Source organism: Ruegeria sp. CF4 (assembly GCF_056537345.1).
The window spans coordinates 1144707-1164307 of the sequence record NZ_JBQFRJ010000001.1; the positions used below are offsets into that span (position 1 = coordinate 1144707).

Here is a 19601-nt window from a genome sequence, read left to right on the forward strand (position 1 = left end):
GAGATTCATCAACAAACATTCCAACAGGAGATTTATTCGATGTCCGACGGCCCGACCTACGGTTTTGACACGCTGCAAATTCACGCCGGGGCCCGCCCCGACCCTGCCACGGGCGCGCGTCAGACGCCGATCTATCAAACTACGGCTTATGTGTTCCGCGACGCCGAGCACGCCGCAGCTTTGTTCAACCTGCAGGAAGTAGGTTTCATCTATTCCCGTCTGACCAACCCGACCGTCGCAGTGCTGCAAGAACGTGTCGCGACCCTTGAAGGTGGCGTCGGCGCGGTTTGTTGCTCGTCAGGTCACGCGGCGCAGATCATGGCGCTGTTCCCGCTGATGGGGCCCGGCTGCAATGTGGTGGCCTCGACGCGTCTGTATGGCGGCACGGTCACGCAGTTCAGCCAGACGATCAAGCGCTTTGGCTGGTCGGCCAAGTTTGTGGATACCGATGATCTGGACGCCGTGAAAGATGCCATCGATGAAAACACCCGAGCGGTGTTCTGCGAGTCTGTTGCCAACCCCGGCGGTTATGTCACCGATATCCGCGCGTTGGCGGATGTGGCGGATGCTGCGGGCATTCCCCTGATCGTCGACAACACCTCGGCCACGCCATACCTGTGCCGCCCGATCGAACATGGTGCGACTCTGGTCGTGCATTCGACCACCAAGTACCTGACCGGCAACGGCACCGTCACCGGTGGCTGTATCGTGGATTCAGGCAAATTCGACTGGTCGGCGAATGACAAATTCCCCTCGCTCAGCGAGCCCGAGCCTGCCTATCACGGGCTGAAATTCCACGAGACATTCGGCCCGCTGGCCTTCACTTTCCACGGCATTGCCATCGGCCTGCGCGATCTGGGCATGACGATGAACCCACAGGCGGCGCATTACACGCTGATGGGGATCGAGACCTTGTCCCTGCGGATGGAACGCCATGTCGAGAACGCCCAGAAGATCGCAGCATGGCTGGAGGCTGACGACCGCGTGGACTACGTAACCTATGCTGGCCTGCCCTCGTCGCCCTATCATGATCGGGTCAAGGCGCATTACCCGCGCGGCGCGGGTGCTTTGTTCACTTTCGCGGTCAAAGGCGGCTATGACGCCTGCGTCAAACTGGTCAACGCGCTTGAGATCTTCAGCCACGTGGCCAACCTGGGTGACGCGCGGTCGTTGATCATCCACTCGGCCTCGACCACGCACCGCCAACTGACGCCCGAGCAGCAAGAGGCCGCGGGCGCCGGACCGGGCGTTGTACGTGTCTCGATCGGGATCGAGGATGCGGACGATCTGATCGCCGATCTCGACCAAGCCCTCGCCAAAGCGAGCGCCTGATCCGATGGCTGGGCACGACACCAACGATCTGAGCCAACCCATCGGTTTGCCGCTAGAGGGCGAGTACCCGCGCCCCACCCCGCCTTATACGCCGATGGTTGGCCGGTTCTGCTCGGTCGTGCCGTTGGATGTAAACAGACACGCGCCCGGGCTTTACCGGGCGTTTGCCAATGATGCGGATGGCCGTAACTGGACCTATCTGCCCTACGGTCCATTTAGCGCCGAGGCGGAGTTCATCGACTGGGCGCATTTCAACTGCATGGATGCCGATCCGATGTTCCATACGGTGTTGGATGTAGACGAAACACCTGTTGGGATGGCGTCATATCTACGCGTCGAACCCGCGGCCGGTGCAATTGAAGTCGGTCACATCCACTTCTCACCACTGTTGCAGCGCAAACCGCAATCGACTGAAGTCATGTTCCTGATGATGCAGCGCGTTTTCGATGAATTGGGCTATCGCCGCTATGAATGGAAATGCGACGCTTTGAACGCGCCGTCACGTCAGGCTGCCGAGCGGTTGGGCTTTACCTTCGAGGGCATCTTCCGGCAGGCAACCCATTACAAGGGCCGCAACCGTGACACCGCCTGGTACTCGATCATCGACAGCGAGTGGCCCCGCATCAAGCAGGCCTTTCAGACTTGGCTATCACCTGAAAATTTCGATGAGGTGGGCCAGCAACGCCAACCGCTGCAAGCCCGCGCCTGAGATTACTCGGATATCTCGAAGTCCATCGAGATGTTGACCGAGACCGAAATCTCGCCGCCCGCAACCGGAAACCCTGCGGAATCGGACATCGCCATTTCACGCATCTGAGCGACCGGGCGCACGCCGCCACCGTGATCGTTGATCGAATTCACTGGGCCCAGCGTAATCCCTGCCGCTTGCGCCAGTTGCTGCGCCTTGGCTGTTGCATCCGCGACCGCTTTGGCCCGCGCCTCGGCCTCAAGTGGTTTGGGGTCCTGAACGCCAAAGCTCAGACCACCGAAATCATTGGCACCATCCTTGATGACCGCGTCCATGATCTGACCTAGCTTATCCAGATCGCGCACTCGGACCGACACCCGGTTCGAGGCCGTAAACCCGGTGATCTTGGGTGGTGCATTGCCGGAACTGCTCCGCCCCGACCAGACAGGAGACAGCGACAAGTCGCGGGTCTGCACGTCACGCGCCTCCAACCCCATTTCATCCAACCTCTTGAGAATCTGTGCCACCGCATCCGATGTCGCCTGCATCGCAGCCGAGGCCTGCTCATCTTGATTTGTCACCCCCAGCGTGATGGTTGCCATATCAGGCGCGGCGAGAGTGGTTCCGGTACCGCTGACCGAGATTCGGCGTTCTTCCGCATAGGCGGGCATGGCCGCGACCGCTGCGGTCATCGCAGCCAGAAAAGCAAGTGTCTTCAAGGTGATCCCTCCTAGTGACTTGCCTCCAAGATGGGTATCACACGCGGCACACGGCAAGAGGGTAACGCGCCTTTTTCTTTCCCTCGGCGGGTTCCTGCTCTAATCTCGGACGGCAAACATCCAAGCGTTTGCATTAAAGCTGACAATTATGGTTCATCCGGATTATGAAACCCGCCTTTGCGCTGTCATTTTCTGAAAACGGTATTTCCCTGCATCACCAGTCGGATGGCGACTGGTATTGCATCGGGACCGTTCCGTTGGATGCTCCGGATCTGCAGGATCAGATTCAAGCTCTGCGAGATCAGGGATTCGCGCTGGAAAACGATCTGAGTTGCAAGCTGATTATCCCTTCGGACCAGGTGCGGCTGTTGACGGTTGAAACCGATGGTCTGGACAGTGACGCAGCGGCGCAGAAGGTCGAAGGCACGCTCGCCTCGGCGACGCCCTATGAACTGTCGGAACTGGCCTATGTCACCGATGTCGACGGCCCTTTGACGCGTGTTGCCGCCATAGCGCAACAGACGCTGAACGAGGCCAGCGCATTTGCGACTGATCACGGATTCATCCCCGAGGCAATCTGGGTCAGCGCAACGGGCAAAGATACGCTGGACGAGCCGTTTTTCGAATTGCCGGTCACCAAGAATGAAACGGTCGAGGCCGCACCTGCTGCCTCAACGCCAGAGGTCTCGCCTCCGACCCCAGACCCCCAGCCAGAGCTGAAACTGGAGCCAGAGCCAGAGCCAGAGCCAGAGCCAGAGCCAGAGCCAGAGCCAGAGCCAGAGCCAGAGCCAGAGCCAGACAAGACACCGGATATCCCGGTGCATGCAATAGCTGATGAAGCCAAAGCGCCTGCCTTCGAGCCTACCTCTCTCACCCTGCCCACCGCAGCAAAGTCCGGGACTGATCTAAAACGCTTTGTCCTTCCCGCTATTGCCGCGTCGATTTTGGTCGGGATGCTGCTGGGCGTCTGGTCCTTCAACAGCTCTGAACCCGAAGCCATCGAGGTAGCCGAACCGCTGAATCTGGACCCGGAGCTGCAGCCGGAACCAGAAGTTGCGATGACAGAGCCTCAGCCCGAGGCACCTGAGTCGCAAACCCAGGACCCCGAGACCGCAAGCCTGACGCCGGAACCTGAGACACAAGATCCCGCGACCGAGGAGGAACCGGCCCTCTCGGCAACGGATGCGGCCATCTTAGAAGCGCTGAGTGTTGAACCGGAACCGGTCGAAGACATCGCGAAGCAGCTGGATGACACAACCGAATTTCATGCGTTCACGGGCACTGCTCCGGTTGAGCCCTCAGAACTCGACTCGGCGCCTGAACAGAACGTCGATGATCTTTATCTGACTTCGGTCGACCGCTCGGACCTGTCGACCGATATCGTCGCCCTCCCCTCGCTTGCCAGCCTGGATACGGATGCGCCAGTCGACCAGATCACCTTGCCCGGTCAGGCTGGGCAACGGTTCGAACTTGATGAGCGTGGCCTCGTGACGCCAAGCTCTGACGGCACGCTGAACCCCGCCGGGGTAATGGTCTATCTTGGGCGACCGTCTTCTGTTCCGCCCGAAGCACCAACCCGGTTTGAGACAGAACCAGCCGTTATTGAAGAGATTGACGAACGGCTCGCAGCGTTCCGCCCGCGCCCGCGTCCGGAAAACCTAGTGGACCAGTTCGAGCGCCAGCAGTTGGGTGGTCGATCCCTGCAAGAGCTTGCCTCGGTTCGCCCCAAGCTGCGGCCCGAGTCGCTGCAGGTCAAACCGGTAGTCGATGAAACGCCAACGGCGCTGGCGGTTGTGCGGGTGCCGCGCCCGAAGATCCGGCCAGCCGGCCTCGCACCGCGCGCGACGTCACAACCAAGCACTGGCGGCACTGCCCCGCTTGCGTCGACAGCCAACGTGGCCAGCAATTCCGATGAGGCCGGATCGTTCCAGCCCAAGGCGGTGAACCCCAAAATCCCGTCAAGCGCATCGGTCGCGCGACAGGCAACCATCGACAACGCCATAAACCTGCGCAAGCTCAACCTGATCGGCGTCTACGGTACCCCGGCGAACCGCCGCGCATTGGTCCGCCTGCCCAGCGGGCGTTACAAAAAACTGAAGGTGGGCGACCGTATCGACGGCGGCAATGTCATTGCCATTGGCGATAGCGAGTTGCGCTATCAGAAACGCGGCAAGAACGTCACGCTCAAAATGCCGCGTAGCTGATAGTCGAACGAAAAAGAGCGCCGCATCAAACGGCGCTCTGTCATCGATCCGATGTATTTGCGATCAGGCTGCCGAGATTTCACCCGATTCAATCTGCTCGCGCTCGATGGATTCGAACAGGGCTTTGAAATTGCCCTCACCAAACCCATCATCGCCTTTGCGCTGAATGAACTCGAAAAAGATCGGGCCGATTACAGTTTTCGAGAAGATCTGCAGCAGAATCTTTGTTTCACCACCATCCACGACGCCTTCGCCGTCGATCAGGATGCCGTGCTTCATCATACGGTCCTTCGGCTCGTCATGGCCGGTCACGCGGTCATAGGACATATCATAATATGTCTCATTCGGGCCGGGCATGAACGTCAGGCCCTTCTCGGCAATCGCATCGGTCGAGCTGTAGATGTCGTCGCTGCCAACCGCGATATGCTGGATACCTTCGCCTTTGTACTTCTTCAGATAGGACACGATCTGCCCGGTCTCACCGCGATCTTCATTGATCGGAATACGAATACGACCGCAGGGCGAGGTCAGCGCCCGGCTAAAGAGACCAGTGAACTTACCCTGAATATCGAAAAACCGGATTTCGCGGAAGTTAAACAGGTCGCCATAGAACTTGAACCACTTGTCCATGTTGCCCTTGAAGACGTTATGGGTCAGGTGATCGAGGTAATAGAACCCGTCACCCCGCGGTTTGGATTGCTTCAGCCACTCGAACTCTTCGTTATAGGGCGAGGTGTCATGGTACTGATCGATGAAATAGATCAGTGAGCCGCCGATGCCTTTGATCGCTGGAACATCCATGGTCTTGTCGGCAGCGTCGTAGGGCTCGGCCCCCTTGGAAACTGCGTGCTCATAGGCTTGCTGAGCATCCACGACGCGCCAGCCCATCGACGGGGCGCAGGGACCGTGTTCGGCCACGAACTTGGCGGCAAAGCTGTCGGGGTCTGCGTTCAGGATGTAGGTCACGTCGCCCTGCTGCCAAAGCTCTACTTTAGGCGTGTTGCGATGATAGCCGACATATTCGAAACCCATGCGCGCAAACAGGTCACGCAGTTCTTGCGGTTCGGGATGGGCAAACTCGACGAATTCGAATCCGTCGGTCCCTGCAGGGTTTTCATCACTGATGACAGATTTCGGGGCGTTATGCGGGAAAGGACCCATGGCGCGTCTCCTTGGAAAACAGGAATTTCTTTGCTGATTCAAAAATACGCCTTATTGAGCGCTGTTTCTGCGCATTGTTTTCGTATAAACTTAGTTCATATGCGTATTCCCCGCATCTTATCGACGAATTTTGAGGAAACGCCGCACGTGCTTGATCGGATTGATATCGGAATACTCGCGGCATTGCAGCGCGACGCGCATCTGACTTCGCAACAACTGGGCGACGTGTTGAATCTGTCTGCCAGTCAGGCGGGCCGCCGCCGACAACGGCTTGAGGCCGAAGGTTACATCACCGGATACACCGCCCGACTGGACCCGCTGAAGCTGGGGCTGCAGGTGCAAGGGTTCATTCAGGTGCATCTGGGCACACACGGCCCCGAACAATCCGCAAGCTTCGCCCGTATGGTCAATACGCGCCCCGAGATCTGCAGTGCCTGGACCATGACCGGAGAGGCAGATTACCTGCTTCACGTCTATTGTGACGACTTATCAGCACTCAACAGCTTGCTTCACGAAGTGATCCTGCCGCATCCTGCTGTTGCACGGGTGCAAAGCCAGATCGTTATGGACCAATTAAAACGCGACGCGCCACTCCCGACCTGAGCGCACAAGAGAGAGCATTAATGAACGAATTCCTTTATCAGGCATCGATCTATCTGGCAGCTGCGGTAATCGCGGTTCCACTATCTGCCCGTCTCGGGCTGGGATCGGTCCTGGGGTATCTAGCCGCAGGCATCGCCATTGGTCCAATTCTGGGTCTCGTCGGTGCGGAAACAGAAAGCCTGCAGCATGTGGCCGAATTCGGCGTCGTGATGATGTTGTTCCTGATCGGATTGGAACTTGAGCCCCGCGCCCTGTGGGATATGCGGGACAAGTTGTTGGGCCTTGGCGGGTTGCAGGTCGCCCTTTCAACCGCCGCCATTGCGGCTGTGGCCTTCTATGCGGGTCACCAATGGTCGGTTGCGCTGGCGGTTGGGTTAACTCTGTCTCTGTCATCAACGGCGATTGTACTGCAGACCCTGTCCGAAAAGGGCCTGATGCAAACAAATGGCGGGCGCGCGACCTTCTCGGTTCTGCTGACACAAGACATCGCGGTGATCCCGATACTGGCCTTCCTGCCGCTACTGGCTTTGCCCGCAAGTATCCAGATTGAAGACGACGGCTCGATCAACCGCGGCATAGAATCGGCAAAGAACGGGGAGTATCATGCTTCTTTGTCACTGGTCGAAGGGCTGCCCGGCTGGGCCGTGACACTGGTCACGATCGGAGCGGTCGCCTTTGTTGTTCTGGCTGGCATCTACCTGACCCGTCCCCTGTTCCGGTTCATTCACGCCACCCGCTTGCGCGAAATGTATACCGCACTGGCGTTGATGATCGTGGTCGGTATCTCGTTTCTTATGACGCTCGTGGGGCTCTCGCCGGCTCTGGGCGCATTTCTGGCCGGTGTCGTATTGGCCAGTTCTGAATTCCGGCACGAAATGGAAAGTGACCTTGAGCCGTTCAAGGGGCTGCTGCTGGGCTTGTTCTTTATCACCGTGGGTGCGGGAATCGATGTGGGGTATTTCTTTGCCGATCCGTTTGATCTGATCGGGCTCGCCCTGCTTGTCATTCTCGCCAAGGGGATCATCCTGTTTATCGTCGGGCGCGCGTTCAAGCTGCGGGGGCGCGATCACTGGCTGTTCACACTTGGGCTGGCACAAGCCGGTGAGTTTGGTTTTGTGCTACTGGCATTCTCGACGCAGCAGAATGTGATCCCGCCTGGCCTGTCGCAAAAGCTGCTGATGATCATCGCGCTGACCATGCTGATCACGCCGCTGCTGTTCATTATCTACGACTTGCTTTCACGCTATATGGGCGAGAGCAAGCCACAGGTCGAACCCGATCAGATCGATGAAAAAGGGCCCGTCATCATCGCCGGGATCGGTCGCTTTGGGCAGATCGTCAACCGGTTGGTACAGGCCAGCGGGTTCAAGACGGTGGTGTTGGACCATGACATCGAAACCATTCAACTGATGCGCCGTTTTGGGGTCAAAGGCTTTCTGGGCGATCCTACGCGCCCCGAATTGCTACGCGCCGCTGGTATCGAAAAGGCCGCCGTGCTGGTGGCCGCGATGGATGACTACAAACAAGTGACCCGGCTGGTCAGCTACGCTCGCCGTCAACGGCCCGACCTGCATATTATCGCGCGCGCGCGCGATCGCACTCATGTCTACGAACTCTATCAGGCCGGAGCCAACGATATCGTGCGCGAGATGTTCGACGGATCGCTGCGCGCAGGCCGCTATGTTCTGGAAAATATCGGGCTCAGCGAATACGAAGCCGCGCAGGCAGAACAGACCTTTTATCACCATGACCGGACATCAGTCCGCCAACTGGCGGAACTGTGGATACCTGGCATGCCCACTGCCGAGAACAAGAAATATATCGAACGCGCACAAGAGCTCGAAAAGGACTTGGAGACCGCCCTGCTGGAGCTCGCCGAGGAACACGCCAAGAAATCGGCCTGACCCTTACCGGATCAGGCCGTTAAATCAGCCGTCCGAGACCCCTGCTTCGGCAAAGGTAGCCATGCCGGAATGGCAGGCCACCGCGCTTTTGAGAATGTTGATCGCCAGCGCCCCGCCTGAGCCTTCGCCCAAGCGCAGACCGAGGCTTAATAAGGGTTCCTTGCCAAGCTTATCCAGCATAGCAGCATGCGCTCCCTCGGCGCTTTGGTGCCCCGCCACGGTGTGATCGAGCGCCGTCTCTGAGATCTGCGCCAGGCAGGCAGCCGCGGCAGTGCAGATAAACCCGTCCAGAATGACCGGAATGCGCAACACGCGCGCGGCGGCAATCGCGCCGGCCATGGCCGCAATCTCTCGCCCGCCGAGGCATCGAAGGATATGCAGACCGTCGCCCTGACCGTGCAGCGCGACGCCTTCCGCAACAACGCGGGTTTTGTTTGCCAGACCTTCATCATCCACACCGGTCCCGCGTCCGGTCCAGTCGGCAGCTTCCCCTCCGAACAGCGCGCAGGCAATGGCCGCGGCAGGGGTGGTGTTTCCGATCCCCATCTCTCCGACCACAAGCAGATCAGCCTGCGGATCAACCGCCTGCCAACCCGTGCGCAGGGCGCTCAGCAATTCCTCTTCGCTCATCGCTGGCGCTTGCGTGAAATCTGCGGTGGGACGTTCCAGCTCCAGCGCATGCACGTCCATCTTCGCGCCCGCGGCCTTAGCCAGTTGGTTGATCGCCGCCCCGCCATGTTCGAAATTCATGACCATCTGCACCGTCACCTCGGATGGGAAGGCCGAAACGCCCTGCGCCGTAACACCGTGGTTGCCCGCAAATACGATGACCTGAGGCGCGGTGATCTGAGGCCGCGCATCCCCGCGCCAACCCGCATACCAGATCGCCAGATCCTCAAGCCGGCCCAATGCGCCGGGTGGTTTGGTCAACTGGCCATTACGCGCTTCTGCTCCTTGTACGGCAGATGTGTCCACGCCGGGAGCGCCGGTCAGCGCATTGCGGAAACTGTTCAGATCATTGAGTTCGGGCAGCATTGAAAGCCTCGTTGCATCAGAGTGGTTGTGTGTGTTTAACCAATGCTGGCAAAGCAACAAGACCCTGAAAGGCCTGGGAGTGACCAAAAACGACACCGCCCCGTTTTCTGCGTGGGATATCCCGCTCGCTCTGGTCCTACTGACCCGCCTGCCCCTGCCGCGCCTGCCTGACGAGGCATTTGCCCGCCAGTCGCGCGCCGCATGGGCTTATCCGCTGGCGGGGGTTGTTGTTGGCGCGCTGGCCTGCGGCGTCGCCTGGATCGCGATCTGGGCGCAGTTGCCCACCTTCGCAACCGCCGCTTTGCTGGTGGCCACGCTGATCATCGTGACCGGAGCAATGCATGAAGACGGGTTGGCCGACACCGCCGACGGGCTCTGGGGCGGTTTCACATCCGAGCGTCGTTTGGAGATCATGAAAGACAGCCATATCGGCACCTACGGCGTGCTGGCTTTGCTGCTCGCGCAGATGCTTCGAGTTGCTGCCATCATGGCCTTGATTGGCGCGGGTTTGCTGACGGGCGTGCTTGCCGCGTGCATTTTCTCTCGCGCCATGATGCCTGCGCTGATGCGCGCGCTGCCGAACGCTCGCAAATCCGGGCTGAGCCATTCGGTTGGTGCGCCCCCTGCTACTGCGGCTCTGACTGGCATCGGACTGGCCATCGTCCTGTCATTACTGCTGTTGGGCGGATCAGCCATCGCGCCAATGCTCTGCGCACTGCTCGCAACGGCTTTTGTCGCGCGCCTCGCAAAGATCAAGATTGGCGGCCAGACGGGCGATATTCTGGGTGCCACTCAGCAGATTTCGGAGATCGCATTCCTTTTGGCGCTGACCGCATCGCTTTAAGATGCGCCCCCGGTTTCGATGCGCAACGTCGCGCCACAGTGTTTGCAATGCACGGCATCCGGATCGTGCCGGAACAGACCACAGCTTGGGCATTTGTAGCGTACCTTCTGCGGCATGAAGATCGCCTGCGCCAGACGAACGAACAGCGCCACGCCAACGACCATGATGAAAACCGAAAACAGCTTCCCCGCAGGTGTGCCAAGCGTGATATCCCCGAAACCGGTCGTCGTCAGCGTTGCCATGGTGAAATAAAGCGCGTCAATATAGGGGGTCTGCGCGTCCTCTGGGACAAAGAAGACCAGTACGGCAGTCGAGGTCGCAAACACAAAGACCATCAGATTGATCGCCGCGATCACGGCATCTTCGTGGGTCCTGAAAAACGGACTGTCCCGGCGCAGGTCCCGCAGCAGATGATAGGAATGTATCAGCCGCAATGCCCGCAAGATCCGCAGGAACGCCAGATTTCCGGTTAGGAATGGGTCAAGCAACAGCGAAGCGATCACCACGATATCAGCGAGCGTATAAACCTGACGCAGCAGTTTCCAACGATCTTTGGCGATCCACATACGCGCAGAGAAATCCAGCAGGATAATCAGCCCCACTCCGAGGCTTGCGACCGTAAGCCCCGGTCCGTGCGGGATGTTCGCGGTGGCGACAAAAAAGATGATTGAGGCGATGTCGAACAGGATGAGGCCATAGCGAAACCAGATCGAGACTGGCTCATGGCTGATGTAGAGGAACTTCACCGTCTGCTTCATCATGTCCCCGTATCTTCCCGCAGTTACAGAAAAATACCCGACAAGCGTCTCTGCACCAAGCGCCGACCACAAAAAAGGGCCGCCCCGGATATCGAGACGGCCCATGAAAGAGTTTGATCGTGATCAGGCTGCGCGCGAGGTCAGAACTTCGTCGACCTGTTTGGCGGCAGAAATCTCATCCGCACCGGACACCGCAGCCACTTCGCGGGTCAGACGCTCAAGCGCGGCTTCATACAGCTGACGCTCGGAATAACTCTGCTCGCGCTGGTCGTCGGTGCGATGCAGGTCACGAACAACTTCAGCGATCGAGATCAGATCACCCGAGTTGATTTTCTGTTCATATTCCTGCGCCCGGCGCGACCACATGGCGCGTTTCACCTTGGCTTTGCCTTTCAGCGTTTTCATCGCCTGAGAGATCACATCCGGAGAGCTGAGCGAGCGCAGACCGGATTCGGTGACCTTGTTGGTCGGAACCCGCAGTGTCATCTTGTCCTTTTCAAAGGAAATCACGAACAGCTCAAGCGAGAAGCCCGCGACTTCCTGTTCCTCGATCGATATGATCTGCCCCACGCCATGGGCGGGGTAAACAACATAATCGTTCGGGCGGAACTCAAGCTTTTTCGACTTCGACATTCAGATACATCCTTCGTTATGGACGGGGATATGAGACAACAAAAACACCCCAGCCGAGGCCCAGCACGGCCTCGTCAGGCGCATCTATTGTCACAAAATCAGGACTCCATAGTGAGCATACTTACGGAGCACGTCCCCATCACAGTCATCATTCAGGCTTAAGTATATCACAAAATTGCGACACTCAAAAGACCGGCCCTGATCAAAGGCAGAAAAATCGCCTTATCTCAATGCGATAATGTGTCGATTGGCGCGGATACGGCTTTACTTGACCACCGAATCGCTTAACCGCCTTCGCCGGGCGCTTCGGAGAAATACTTCTCCATCTTGCCTTCTTCGCCATCGCGTTCTTCGGCCTCGGGCAACGGGTCTTTCTTGGTGACGATCACCGGCCACATTTCCGAATACTTCCGGTTGAACTCAACCCATTGCTCCATGCCCGGCTCGGTGTCAGGGCGGATGGCATCTGCAGGGCACTCAGGCTCACAGACGCCACAGTCGATGCACTCATCAGGGTGAATGACCAGAGTGTTCTCGCCTTCGTAGAAACAGTCCACCGGACATACCTCGACACAGTCGGTGTATTTGCAGCCAATGCAGTTTTCGGTGACAACGTAGGTCATTGTATGGTTCCCATGTGCGCTTTGGGCGACTAGCTAATTCAGTCTGCCCGCCTCTTCAAGAGAAGATCACCCCTTTGAGGTGCGAGAAAGATCAAGCGCGCGCCTTTCTTTCTTGGTTGGGCGACCTTTTCCCTCAAAACCCGGATTCTTGGGCGGTGCATCCTGTTTTTCAGTCATATCGAAGTACAATGTTTGCGCCTCAGGCGCTGGACCACGGCGTTCACCCAGCTTTTCGATACGAACCACGCGGACGATCCGCCCCTGCGGGAAGGTCAGAACGTCTCCGGGTGCCACGGCTTGCGCTGGTTTCAGCACCCGGTTTCCGTTCAATCTGACATGTCCGCCGCTGACCTGTTTGGCGGCCAGGCTACGGGTCTTAAAGAACCGCGCCTGCCATAACCATTTATCAATCCGCAGCTTGGCCTCGGCCATTGTCGGTCAGTTGCCGTCCTTCAAACCCATCAGCGCGGCGGCGAATGGGTTGTCAGGATCAATTGCCTTTTCCTTTTTCGGAGGACGTGACGAGAAGCTCTTGGCACCCTGCGGCTTGCCGCCCTTCTTGCCCTGCGGTCTACGACCATCCTGCGGCTTACCACGTGATTTGCCCTTGCCCTGCCCTTGCTCGCGGCGCGGGCCGCGATTTTGCTGGCGCTGACGGCCCCAAGTAAAGGTATAGAACACCTCTACCTCCGGCTCATCCGATGCTGGTTCCGCAGCGGGGGCCTCGGCTGCCGCCTCGGTGCTTTCGGTGGCCTCGGCTGACGCCTCGGCGGGTGCACTAACCTCTTCCGGTGCGGCTTCTGGAGCCGGAGACTCTTCGACCGCAGGTTGCTCCGCCGCCTCTGCCACCGGCTGTTCTGCGACGACCGTTTTAACCTTTTCACGCTCGCCGCGTTCGGCCTTGTATCCCAGGCCCTGCATCAGATCAGCGAACTGATCCAGTGTCATGCCGGTGATCGAAAGCATGTCGGGTTTGGCTTCGAACCCACCCCGACTGTCTTCGGACCGCAACATATCGGCCAGGCGTTCCAGCATGTCGATCCGGATCGAGCGCTCGCCCGCGTCGCGGTAGCCACACATCGTGTCGTAGCCCTGCGGCGCATCCTTGGCGACGGGCACAGTGACCAGACCCGGCGGCGGTGCTTCGGGGAATTCCTGCAGGCCGCTGGACAGCGCCCACAACACCAGACGCAATCGCGTTGGCGCAGGTTTCAGCAACAGCGGCATGAAGATGGTGAACTGGCCAAAGCGGATGCCATGCTTGCGCAGTGCGCCGCGGGCGTCCTGATCCAGATCCTTGACCTCTTGCGCGACCTGCGCGCGGGGCAGAACGCCCAGCGCTTCGACCATGCGGAAGGCGAAACCTTTGGCCAGACCGGACAGTTCCTCGTCCCGAGACAGGTTCAGCAGCGGCTCGAACAGTGCGGCCACTTTGCGGTCGATGAAGTGCTGCAACCGGCGCTGCACCTTCTGTTCGACGTCCGGCCCTGCGGCCTCATCCACAAAAACCTCGACCATCGGCTTGAGAGGTTCTGCCCCGGCAACCAGTTTGCCGGCAGCGTATTCGCCCCACATCAGGCCTCCCTGATCGGTGAAATCAATTTCGGTATCGGGCGCGTTGTAGAAGCGGTCGGCACGCAGATGGAATTGCGGCGCGAGAGCTTGCAGCGAGGCCGATTTGAGCGCTTTCGCCTCAGCCCCTTGCGCGCTTTTGTCCGGTGTAAACCGGAACCCTTCCAGACGACCGACGAATTCGCCTTCGACGGTCACTTCACCCTTGTCATTTACTTCGGCCAAAAGGGCCTCCTTCTGTTTGAGCCGGCGCAGCAACACCGATGTGCGCCGGTCCACAAATCTCTGAGTCAGACGGTCATGCAGAGCGTCCGACAGCCTGTCTTCTACAGTGCGTGTTTCCTCACGCCAATGCGATTCGTCACGCACCCAGCCGTTTCGTTGCGCAACATATGTCCAGGTGCGAATATATGCCAACCTTTTGGAGAGCGCATCAATATCTCCGTCCGTTCGGTCGATGCGGCGGATTTGCCGCGCCATGAAATCGTCGGGGATGGATTGGCGTTCGTGCAGGTGGCCATAGATCACTTCGAGCAGGCTGGCATGTTCCGCGTGGCTGATGCCACGAAAATCGGGGATTCTGCACACATCCCAGAGCAAGCGGACGGATTGGCCATCGCTGGCACGGGCCATGATTTCGGTAATCTGCGACAGCGATTTCAATACGTTCAGATCGTCGGCGGGGCGCGCTTTGATCAGGTTTTCACTGTCGGGGCTGACCTCAAGCGACTCGATCAACGCTTCGATAGAGCCAAAGCGCAAAGCAGCATTCCGCCAGTTCAGCTTTTTCATCGGCGTAAAACGGCTGTCCATGATGGCCTGCGCGACGCCCTCATCCAGCGGCGGGGCTTCACCGGTCACACCGAAAGTGCCGTCAGACATGCCGCGCCCAGCGCGACCCGCGATCTGGGCCAACTCGTTCGGAGCCAGCGGACGCATCCGGCGACCATCGAATTTAGTCAGGGATGAAAACGCCACATGGTTGACGTCAAGATTCAAGCCCATCCCGATGGCATCGGTGGCAACCAGATAGTCGACCTCGCCATTCTGATAGAGGTCCACCTGCGCATTCCGCGTGCGCGGGCTGAGCGCGCCCATGACCACAGCCGCCCCACCCTTTTGACGGCGAAGCAATTCGGCGATGGCATATACGTTTTCGACCGAAAACCCGACGATGGCACTGCGTGGGGGCATCCGGCTGATCTTCTTGGACCCGGAGTAGACAAGCTGCGACATCCGCTCGCGCCGGACAAACTGTGCCTCAGGTACAAGCGCAGCGATCGCGCCGCGCATCGTGTCGGACCCCAAGAACAGAGTCTCGTTTGTCCCACGGGCGCGTAGCAGGCGGTCAGTGAACACATGGCCACGTTCGGGATCGGCACAGAGCTGGATTTCATCGATGGCCACGAAATCCGCACCCATGCCCTCGGGCATAGCTTCGACCGTGCAAACCCAATATTGCGTCCGGGGCGGTACGATCCGTTCCTCCCCCGTCACTAGCGCGACAACCGATGGGCCGCGAATGGCGACGATCTTGTCGTAGACCTCACGCGCCAGCAGACGCAGAGGCAGGCCGATGACACCGGTCCGATACCCCAACATACGTTCAATCGCGTAGTGAGTTTTACCTGTGTTCGTTGGGCCAAGTACGGCCACGATTCGGGATGACCCGCTCACCTTTGCCCCCTGCGCCCTGAGACTTACAGCGCCTTGCCTTCAACCTGAGGCTTCAGCCGATTCACGGCATTGGTTACTTCTTCGTGGTGGGGATGTATAGCCAGCGCACGCGAATAGGCATCAAGCGCCTGTTCGGGCTTTCCAACGATCTCGAAGATCAGGCCAAGACCGTAAATGGCCTCATAATTGTTCGGATTGAGAGTCAAAGCGTGCTCAAGATCCGCCGCCGCCATTCCAAACCGATCGATACCAAAGAAGGCCGAGGCACGCACGTGCCAGCCTTCAGCAAATTCAGGCGCGTGATCGGTGAGTGCGGTCAGATGATCCAACGCGGCTTCGACATCGCCATCTTCAAGCGCCTCGCGTCCACGCTCCAACAGCAAGTCCGCCGAGGCCGATCCCGACAACGACCACAACGCCTGCAATTGCCGATCAAGACCGATGGCTTGCTCAGGCGTCGATTGTGCCAGTTGTTGCAGCAGCACCGCCTCATCCCGCGAATCCGCCTCTTGCGCAGCGCAAGTGGTGGAAAACGTGACTATCGCAGCAAGTGCCGCGACGGTACCTTTGAGATTGTTGATTGCAATACCCATAACAATGGTCAGTGTAGCGTAGCGACCGGGGATGTCCATTCACGGCGCATGAACAATATGAGGAAGACCATGAGCGATATTCTGGAAAAAGCCGCGGCGGCATTGAATGAGAAACTGTCGGGCGGTGATTTCGACGCGTCAGCCAAATTTGCAATCGCCGATCTGGGGTCAATCATTCTGGACGCAAGCGGTGCGCGGGTCAGCGATGACGAAGCTGATGTGACCCTCAGCGCTGATGCAGATACGTTCGAGCAGATCCTCAGCGGTGACCTAAACCCGACCGGGGCCTTCATGTCCGGCAAGCTGAGCGTAGACGGCGACATGGGTATTGCCATGAAACTCGCCTCGGTACTGGCCTGATGGAGTATACGCCGGCCCCCTTATTCGAAGACGTGGCCGGCGGCCCTGCCGGTGGTGTGGCGCATTGGCTGACCACCGAAGACGGCAAACGCATCCGGGTGGCGCATTGGCGCCCCGATGATGACGCGCGCGGTACGGTGATGCTGTTCCCCGGCCGTACGGAGTATATCGAAAAATATGGCAACGCAGCCAAAGAATTCATGAGTCGCGGCTTTGCCAGCATGTCCATAGATTGGCGAGGTCAGGGCCTTGCGGATCGTCTGTTACCAGATGCGCGTGTCGGACATATCGAACAGTTCACCGATTACCAGCATGATGTTCGCGCGGTGCTCGAGATGGCAGAACGTCTTGAGCTGCCCAAACCCTGGTACGTGATCGGTCATTCGATGGGCGGAGCCATTGGGCTGCGCGCCGTGCTGGAAGGTTCTGACTTCACCGCCTGCGCCTTCACGGGGCCGATGTGGGGCATTTTCTTCACGCCGATCATGAAGCCGCTTAGCCAATTGACCGCCTATTGGGGACCGCGATTGGGATTGGGTGAGAAAACTCCGCCTACAACGTCACTGGAAAGCTATGTGGTCTCGCAACCCTTCGAAGGGAACGTTCTGACCCGCGATCCCGAGATGTACCAGATGATGCGGGACCAGTTGGCTGCGCATCCGGAACTGGCTTTGGGTGCACCATCCACGATCTGGCTGCGCGAGGCGCTGGACGAATGCGTCTGGCTGATGGAACAGACCGCGCCCGACATCCCTGCCCTGACCTTCCTCGGAAGCCATGAACAGATCGTCGACCGCAAGGCGATCCGTGCCCGCATGGCGAACTGGCCCAGCGGTACTCTGGTCGAGATACCCGACGGCGAACACGAGGTTTTGATGGAAGGACCCGACGTGCGCGGGCCAGTGTTTGACCAATTGGCCGCGCATTTCTTGGCAGCCAGCGCAAAGCCGAAACCCGAGCCCTGTCACTAAGGCATCGGCCTACAGGTTGCTTGTGATCCGGGTGCGCCGGGCCTAGATGTTTGCCAAAGCTATTTATTCGAGGTGATCCATGCGCGACCTACCCTTTCCCGTCCGTGACGCAAATGCCAGCGGCGGTTCCGATGATCTGGGCAATCTGCCGGAATGGGATTTGACGGATCTCTATGCCTCGGAAGACGCACCAGAACTGTCCCGCGATCTGGATTGGCTGGAAGGCGAATGTGCGTCCTTTGCCGCGGATTATGAGGGCAAGCTGGCCGATCTGGATGCCGCTGGTCTACTGACCTGCGTACTGCGCAACGAAAAGATCAACGCCATCGCTGGACGGATTATGTCTTTTGCGGGCCTGCGCTATTACCAGCTGACCACTGATGCAGATCGCGCCAAGTTCCTGTCGGATATGCAGGAGAAGATCACCGTCTTTACCACGCCGCTGGTCTTCTTCACGCTTGAAATCAACCGCATAGACGATGATGTGCTGCAGGCGCATTTCGACGCCAATGCTGATCTGGCGCGGTACGAACCCGTGTTCCGCCGCATCCGTGCGATGAAGCCTTATCAGCTGTCCGACGAGTTGGAAAAGTTCCTGCACGACCTCGGCGTTGTAGGTGACGCTTGGGAACGTCTGTTCGACGAAACCATCGCGGGCTTGACCTTCACCGTCGATGGCGAGGAACTGAATATCGAAGGCACGTTGAATCTGCTGACGGAACAGGACCGCGCCAAACGCGAGGCCGCCGCGCGTGAGCTGGCCAGCGTTTTCCAAAGCAATATCAAAACTTTCGCGCGCGTTCATAACACGCAAGCCAAAGAAAAAGAGATCGTCGACCGCTGGCGCAACATGCCAACCGCTCAAACCGGTCGCCATCTGTCCAATGACGTCGAGCCCGAAGTTGTGGAGGCTCTGCGCGAGGCTGTCGTGGCCGCCTACCCCAAGCTGAGCCATCGTTATTATGAGTTAAAGCGCAAATGGCTGGGTCTGGACGTCATGCAGGTCTGGGACCGTAACGCGCCGTTGCCAATGGAAGATACTCGCATCGTCGACTGGGACGAAGCCGAGAAGATGGTGATGGATGCCTACAACGCCTTTGATCCGCGCATGGGCGAAATCGCGGCCCCTTTCTTCTCGAAAGGTTGGATCGACGCGGCGGTGAAGCCCGGCAAGGCTCCGGGTGCGTTCGCCCATCCCACCGTCACCGAAGTTCATCCCTACGTGATGCTCAACTATCTGGGCAAACCGCGCGACGTGATGACCTTGGCACACGAGCTTGGTCACGGCGTACATCAGGTGCTGGCCGCCGATCAAGGAGAGATGCTGTCGTCGACCCCACTGACGCTGGCGGAAACCGCTTCAGTCTTCGGGGAGATGCTAACTTTCCGCAAGATGCTGGATAAGGCCGAAACGCCGGAACAGCGCAAGGTGCTGCTGGCGGGAAAGGTCGAGGATATGATCAACACGGTTGTTCGCCAGATCGCGTTCTATGACTTCGAGTGCAAACTGCACGCGGCGCGACGCGAAGGTGAGTTGACCCCCGATGACATCAACGCGCTGTGGATGAGCGTTCAGGCCGAAAGCCTTGGGCCCGCGTTCGAATTCATGGACGGGTATGAGACTTTCTGGGCCTATATCCCTCATTTCGTCCACTCGCCTTTCTATGTCTACGCCTACGCCTTTGGCGACGGCCTCGTGAATGCGCTCTACTCGGTTTACGAAAGCGGGGCCGACGGGTTCGAAGACAAATATTTCGAGATGCTGCGCGCCGGTGGATCAAAGCACCACAAAGAGCTTCTGGCCCCGTTCGGGTTGGACGCCAGTGACCCGGAGTTCTGGGACAAAGGCTTGTCGATGATTTCAGGCTTCATTGACGAATTGGAAGCGATGGAAAGCTAAATGGATGAGGCGGCCACTACGGGC

General features: G+C 58.8%; 18 protein-coding genes. 9 read left to right on the forward strand and 9 right to left on the reverse strand.

The features are described 5' to 3' along the window. The first annotated feature begins 39 nt into the window (after window positions 1-39). Window positions 40-1332 (forward strand): O-acetylhomoserine aminocarboxypropyltransferase/cysteine synthase family protein, encoded by a 1293-nt coding sequence (locus tag ACR0NF_RS05670; RefSeq protein ID WP_480657984.1) that lies wholly within the window; start codon window positions 40-42, stop codon window positions 1330-1332. 4 nt (window positions 1333-1336) lie between these two features. Next, window positions 1337-2041 (forward strand): GNAT family N-acetyltransferase, encoded by a 705-nt coding sequence (locus tag ACR0NF_RS05675; RefSeq protein WP_480777902.1) that lies wholly within the window; start codon window positions 1337-1339, stop codon window positions 2039-2041. 2 nt (window positions 2042-2043) lie between these two features. Here ACR0NF_RS05675 and ACR0NF_RS05680 read toward each other — a convergent pair whose 3' ends face one another. Beyond that, window positions 2044-2739 carry an SIMPL domain-containing protein gene (locus ACR0NF_RS05680; RefSeq protein WP_480777903.1) on the reverse strand — a complete coding sequence of 232 codons (696 nt, stop codon included), beginning with the start codon at window positions 2737-2739 and terminating at the stop codon, window positions 2044-2046. Between the two features lie 164 nt (window positions 2740-2903). On the opposite strand from ACR0NF_RS05680, the gene ACR0NF_RS05685 reads away from it, so the two are divergent. After that, the gene (locus ACR0NF_RS05685) at window positions 2904-4943 is read left to right on the forward strand and encodes a hypothetical protein (protein ID WP_480777904.1); all 2040 of its coding nucleotides are present in this window, start codon (window positions 2904-2906) and stop codon (window positions 4941-4943) included. Window positions 4944-5006: 63 nt separating this feature from the next. Here ACR0NF_RS05685 and hppD read toward each other — a convergent pair whose 3' ends face one another. Beyond that, the gene (hppD, locus tag ACR0NF_RS05690) at window positions 5007-6104 is read right to left on the reverse strand and encodes a 4-hydroxyphenylpyruvate dioxygenase (RefSeq protein ID WP_480777905.1); all 1098 of its coding nucleotides are present in this window, start codon (window positions 6102-6104) and stop codon (window positions 5007-5009) included. A 99-nt stretch (window positions 6105-6203) separates the two neighbouring features. Between hppD and ACR0NF_RS05695 the strand changes: the two genes are divergently transcribed. Together ACR0NF_RS05695 and ACR0NF_RS05700 are read left to right on the forward strand one after the other, a co-directional pair. After that, window positions 6204-6707, forward strand: a complete 504-nt coding sequence (locus tag ACR0NF_RS05695; RefSeq protein ID WP_480777906.1) for an Lrp/AsnC family transcriptional regulator — start codon at window positions 6204-6206, stop codon at window positions 6705-6707. Between the two features lie 20 nt (window positions 6708-6727). Next, a complete protein-coding gene (locus ACR0NF_RS05700; protein ID WP_480470095.1) occupies window positions 6728-8611 on the forward strand; it encodes a monovalent cation:proton antiporter-2 (CPA2) family protein in 1884 nt (627 codons plus the stop codon). Between the two features lie 24 nt (window positions 8612-8635). On the opposite strand, the gene cobT is transcribed toward ACR0NF_RS05700, so the two are convergent. Continuing rightward, window positions 8636-9646 carry a nicotinate-nucleotide--dimethylbenzimidazole phosphoribosyltransferase gene (cobT, locus tag ACR0NF_RS05705; RefSeq protein ID WP_480657990.1) on the reverse strand — a complete coding sequence of 337 codons (1011 nt, stop codon included), beginning with the start codon at window positions 9644-9646 and terminating at the stop codon, window positions 8636-8638. Window positions 9647-9725: 79 nt separating this feature from the next. Between cobT and cobS the strand changes: the two genes are divergently transcribed. Further along, the gene (gene cobS, locus ACR0NF_RS05710; RefSeq protein WP_480470097.1) at window positions 9726-10490 is read left to right on the forward strand and encodes an adenosylcobinamide-GDP ribazoletransferase; all 765 of its coding nucleotides are present in this window, start codon (window positions 9726-9728) and stop codon (window positions 10488-10490) included. Here cobS and ACR0NF_RS05715 read toward each other — a convergent pair. The 6 genes from ACR0NF_RS05715 to ACR0NF_RS05740 form a co-directional block, all read right to left on the reverse strand. Beyond that, window positions 10487-11248, reverse strand: a complete 762-nt coding sequence (locus ACR0NF_RS05715; protein WP_480471903.1) for an ion channel — start codon at window positions 11246-11248, stop codon at window positions 10487-10489. The genes cobS and ACR0NF_RS05715 overlap by 4 nt on opposite strands. A gap of 123 nt (window positions 11249-11371) precedes the next feature. Next, window positions 11372-11881, reverse strand: coding sequence for a CarD family transcriptional regulator (locus tag ACR0NF_RS05720; protein WP_170792284.1), 510 nt, complete (start codon window positions 11879-11881; stop codon window positions 11372-11374). Between the two features lie 284 nt (window positions 11882-12165). After that, on the reverse strand, window positions 12166-12504 hold the full coding sequence (gene fdxA, locus ACR0NF_RS05725) for a ferredoxin FdxA (RefSeq protein WP_010439399.1): 339 nt from the start codon (window positions 12502-12504) through the stop codon (window positions 12166-12168). A gap of 66 nt (window positions 12505-12570) precedes the next feature. Then, complete coding sequence (locus tag ACR0NF_RS05730) at window positions 12571-12936, reverse strand: RNA-binding S4 domain-containing protein (protein ID WP_480470098.1); 366 nt, start codon at window positions 12934-12936, stop codon at window positions 12571-12573. A gap of 6 nt (window positions 12937-12942) precedes the next feature. Then, complete coding sequence (locus tag ACR0NF_RS05735; RefSeq protein ID WP_480667067.1) at window positions 12943-15753, reverse strand: helicase-related protein; 2811 nt, start codon at window positions 15751-15753, stop codon at window positions 12943-12945. 23 nt (window positions 15754-15776) lie between these two features. Next, a complete protein-coding gene (locus ACR0NF_RS05740; protein ID WP_480470100.1) occupies window positions 15777-16385 on the reverse strand; it encodes a tetratricopeptide repeat protein in 609 nt (202 codons plus the stop codon). A 30-nt stretch (window positions 16386-16415) separates the two neighbouring features. Here ACR0NF_RS05740 and ACR0NF_RS05745 point away from each other — a divergent pair, with 30 nt between their 5' ends. The 3 genes from ACR0NF_RS05745 to ACR0NF_RS05755 all read left to right on the forward strand — a co-directional run bounded on the left by ACR0NF_RS05745 (window position 16416) and on the right by ACR0NF_RS05755 (window position 19577). Then, entirely contained in the window at window positions 16416-16706 is a 291-nt protein-coding gene (locus ACR0NF_RS05745) for an SCP2 sterol-binding domain-containing protein (protein WP_010439389.1), read from the forward strand. After that, a complete protein-coding gene (locus ACR0NF_RS05750) occupies window positions 16706-17677 on the forward strand; it encodes an alpha/beta fold hydrolase (protein WP_480470101.1) in 972 nt (323 codons plus the stop codon). The genes ACR0NF_RS05745 and ACR0NF_RS05750 overlap by 1 nt, the downstream gene beginning before the upstream one ends. Before the next feature lie 79 nt (window positions 17678-17756). Next, on the forward strand, window positions 17757-19577 hold the full coding sequence (locus ACR0NF_RS05755) for a M3 family oligoendopeptidase (protein ID WP_480470102.1): 1821 nt from the start codon (window positions 17757-17759) through the stop codon (window positions 19575-19577). The last annotated feature ends 24 nt before the right edge of the window (window positions 19578-19601 follow it).

Excerpts from the sequence above, each read along its gene's own strand:
- ACR0NF_RS05730 (WP_480470098.1), bottom strand. The coding sequence starts at position 12,936 with ATGGCCGAGGCCAAGCTGCGGATTGATAAATGGTTATGGCAGGCGCGG.
- fdxA (WP_010439399.1), bottom strand. The coding sequence starts at position 12,504 with ATGACCTACGTTGTCACCGAAAACTGCATTGGCTGCAAATACACCGAC.
- ACR0NF_RS05715 (WP_480471903.1), bottom strand. The coding sequence starts at position 11,248 with ATGAAGCAGACGGTGAAGTTCCTCTACATCAGCCATGAGCCAGTCTCG.
- ACR0NF_RS05740 (WP_480470100.1), bottom strand. The coding sequence starts at position 16,385 with ATGGACATCCCCGGTCGCTACGCTACACTGACCATTGTTATGGGTATT.
- ACR0NF_RS05685 (WP_480777904.1), top strand. The coding sequence starts at position 2,904 with ATGAAACCCGCCTTTGCGCTGTCATTTTCTGAAAACGGTATTTCCCTG.
- ACR0NF_RS05720 (WP_170792284.1), bottom strand. The coding sequence starts at position 11,881 with ATGTCGAAGTCGAAAAAGCTTGAGTTCCGCCCGAACGATTATGTTGTT.
- hppD (WP_480777905.1), bottom strand. The coding sequence starts at position 6,104 with ATGGGTCCTTTCCCGCATAACGCCCCGAAATCTGTCATCAGTGATGAA.
- ACR0NF_RS05745 (WP_010439389.1), top strand. The coding sequence starts at position 16,416 with ATGAGCGATATTCTGGAAAAAGCCGCGGCGGCATTGAATGAGAAACTG.
- ACR0NF_RS05750 (WP_480470101.1), top strand. The coding sequence starts at position 16,706 with ATGGAGTATACGCCGGCCCCCTTATTCGAAGACGTGGCCGGCGGCCCT.
- ACR0NF_RS05695 (WP_480777906.1), top strand. The coding sequence starts at position 6,204 with ATGCGTATTCCCCGCATCTTATCGACGAATTTTGAGGAAACGCCGCAC.
- ACR0NF_RS05755 (WP_480470102.1), top strand. The coding sequence starts at position 17,757 with ATGCGCGACCTACCCTTTCCCGTCCGTGACGCAAATGCCAGCGGCGGT.
- ACR0NF_RS05700 (WP_480470095.1), top strand. The coding sequence starts at position 6,728 with ATGAACGAATTCCTTTATCAGGCATCGATCTATCTGGCAGCTGCGGTA.
- ACR0NF_RS05675 (WP_480777902.1), top strand. The coding sequence starts at position 1,337 with ATGGCTGGGCACGACACCAACGATCTGAGCCAACCCATCGGTTTGCCG.
- cobT (WP_480657990.1), bottom strand. The coding sequence starts at position 9,646 with ATGCTGCCCGAACTCAATGATCTGAACAGTTTCCGCAATGCGCTGACC.
- ACR0NF_RS05670 (WP_480657984.1), top strand. The coding sequence starts at position 40 with ATGTCCGACGGCCCGACCTACGGTTTTGACACGCTGCAAATTCACGCC.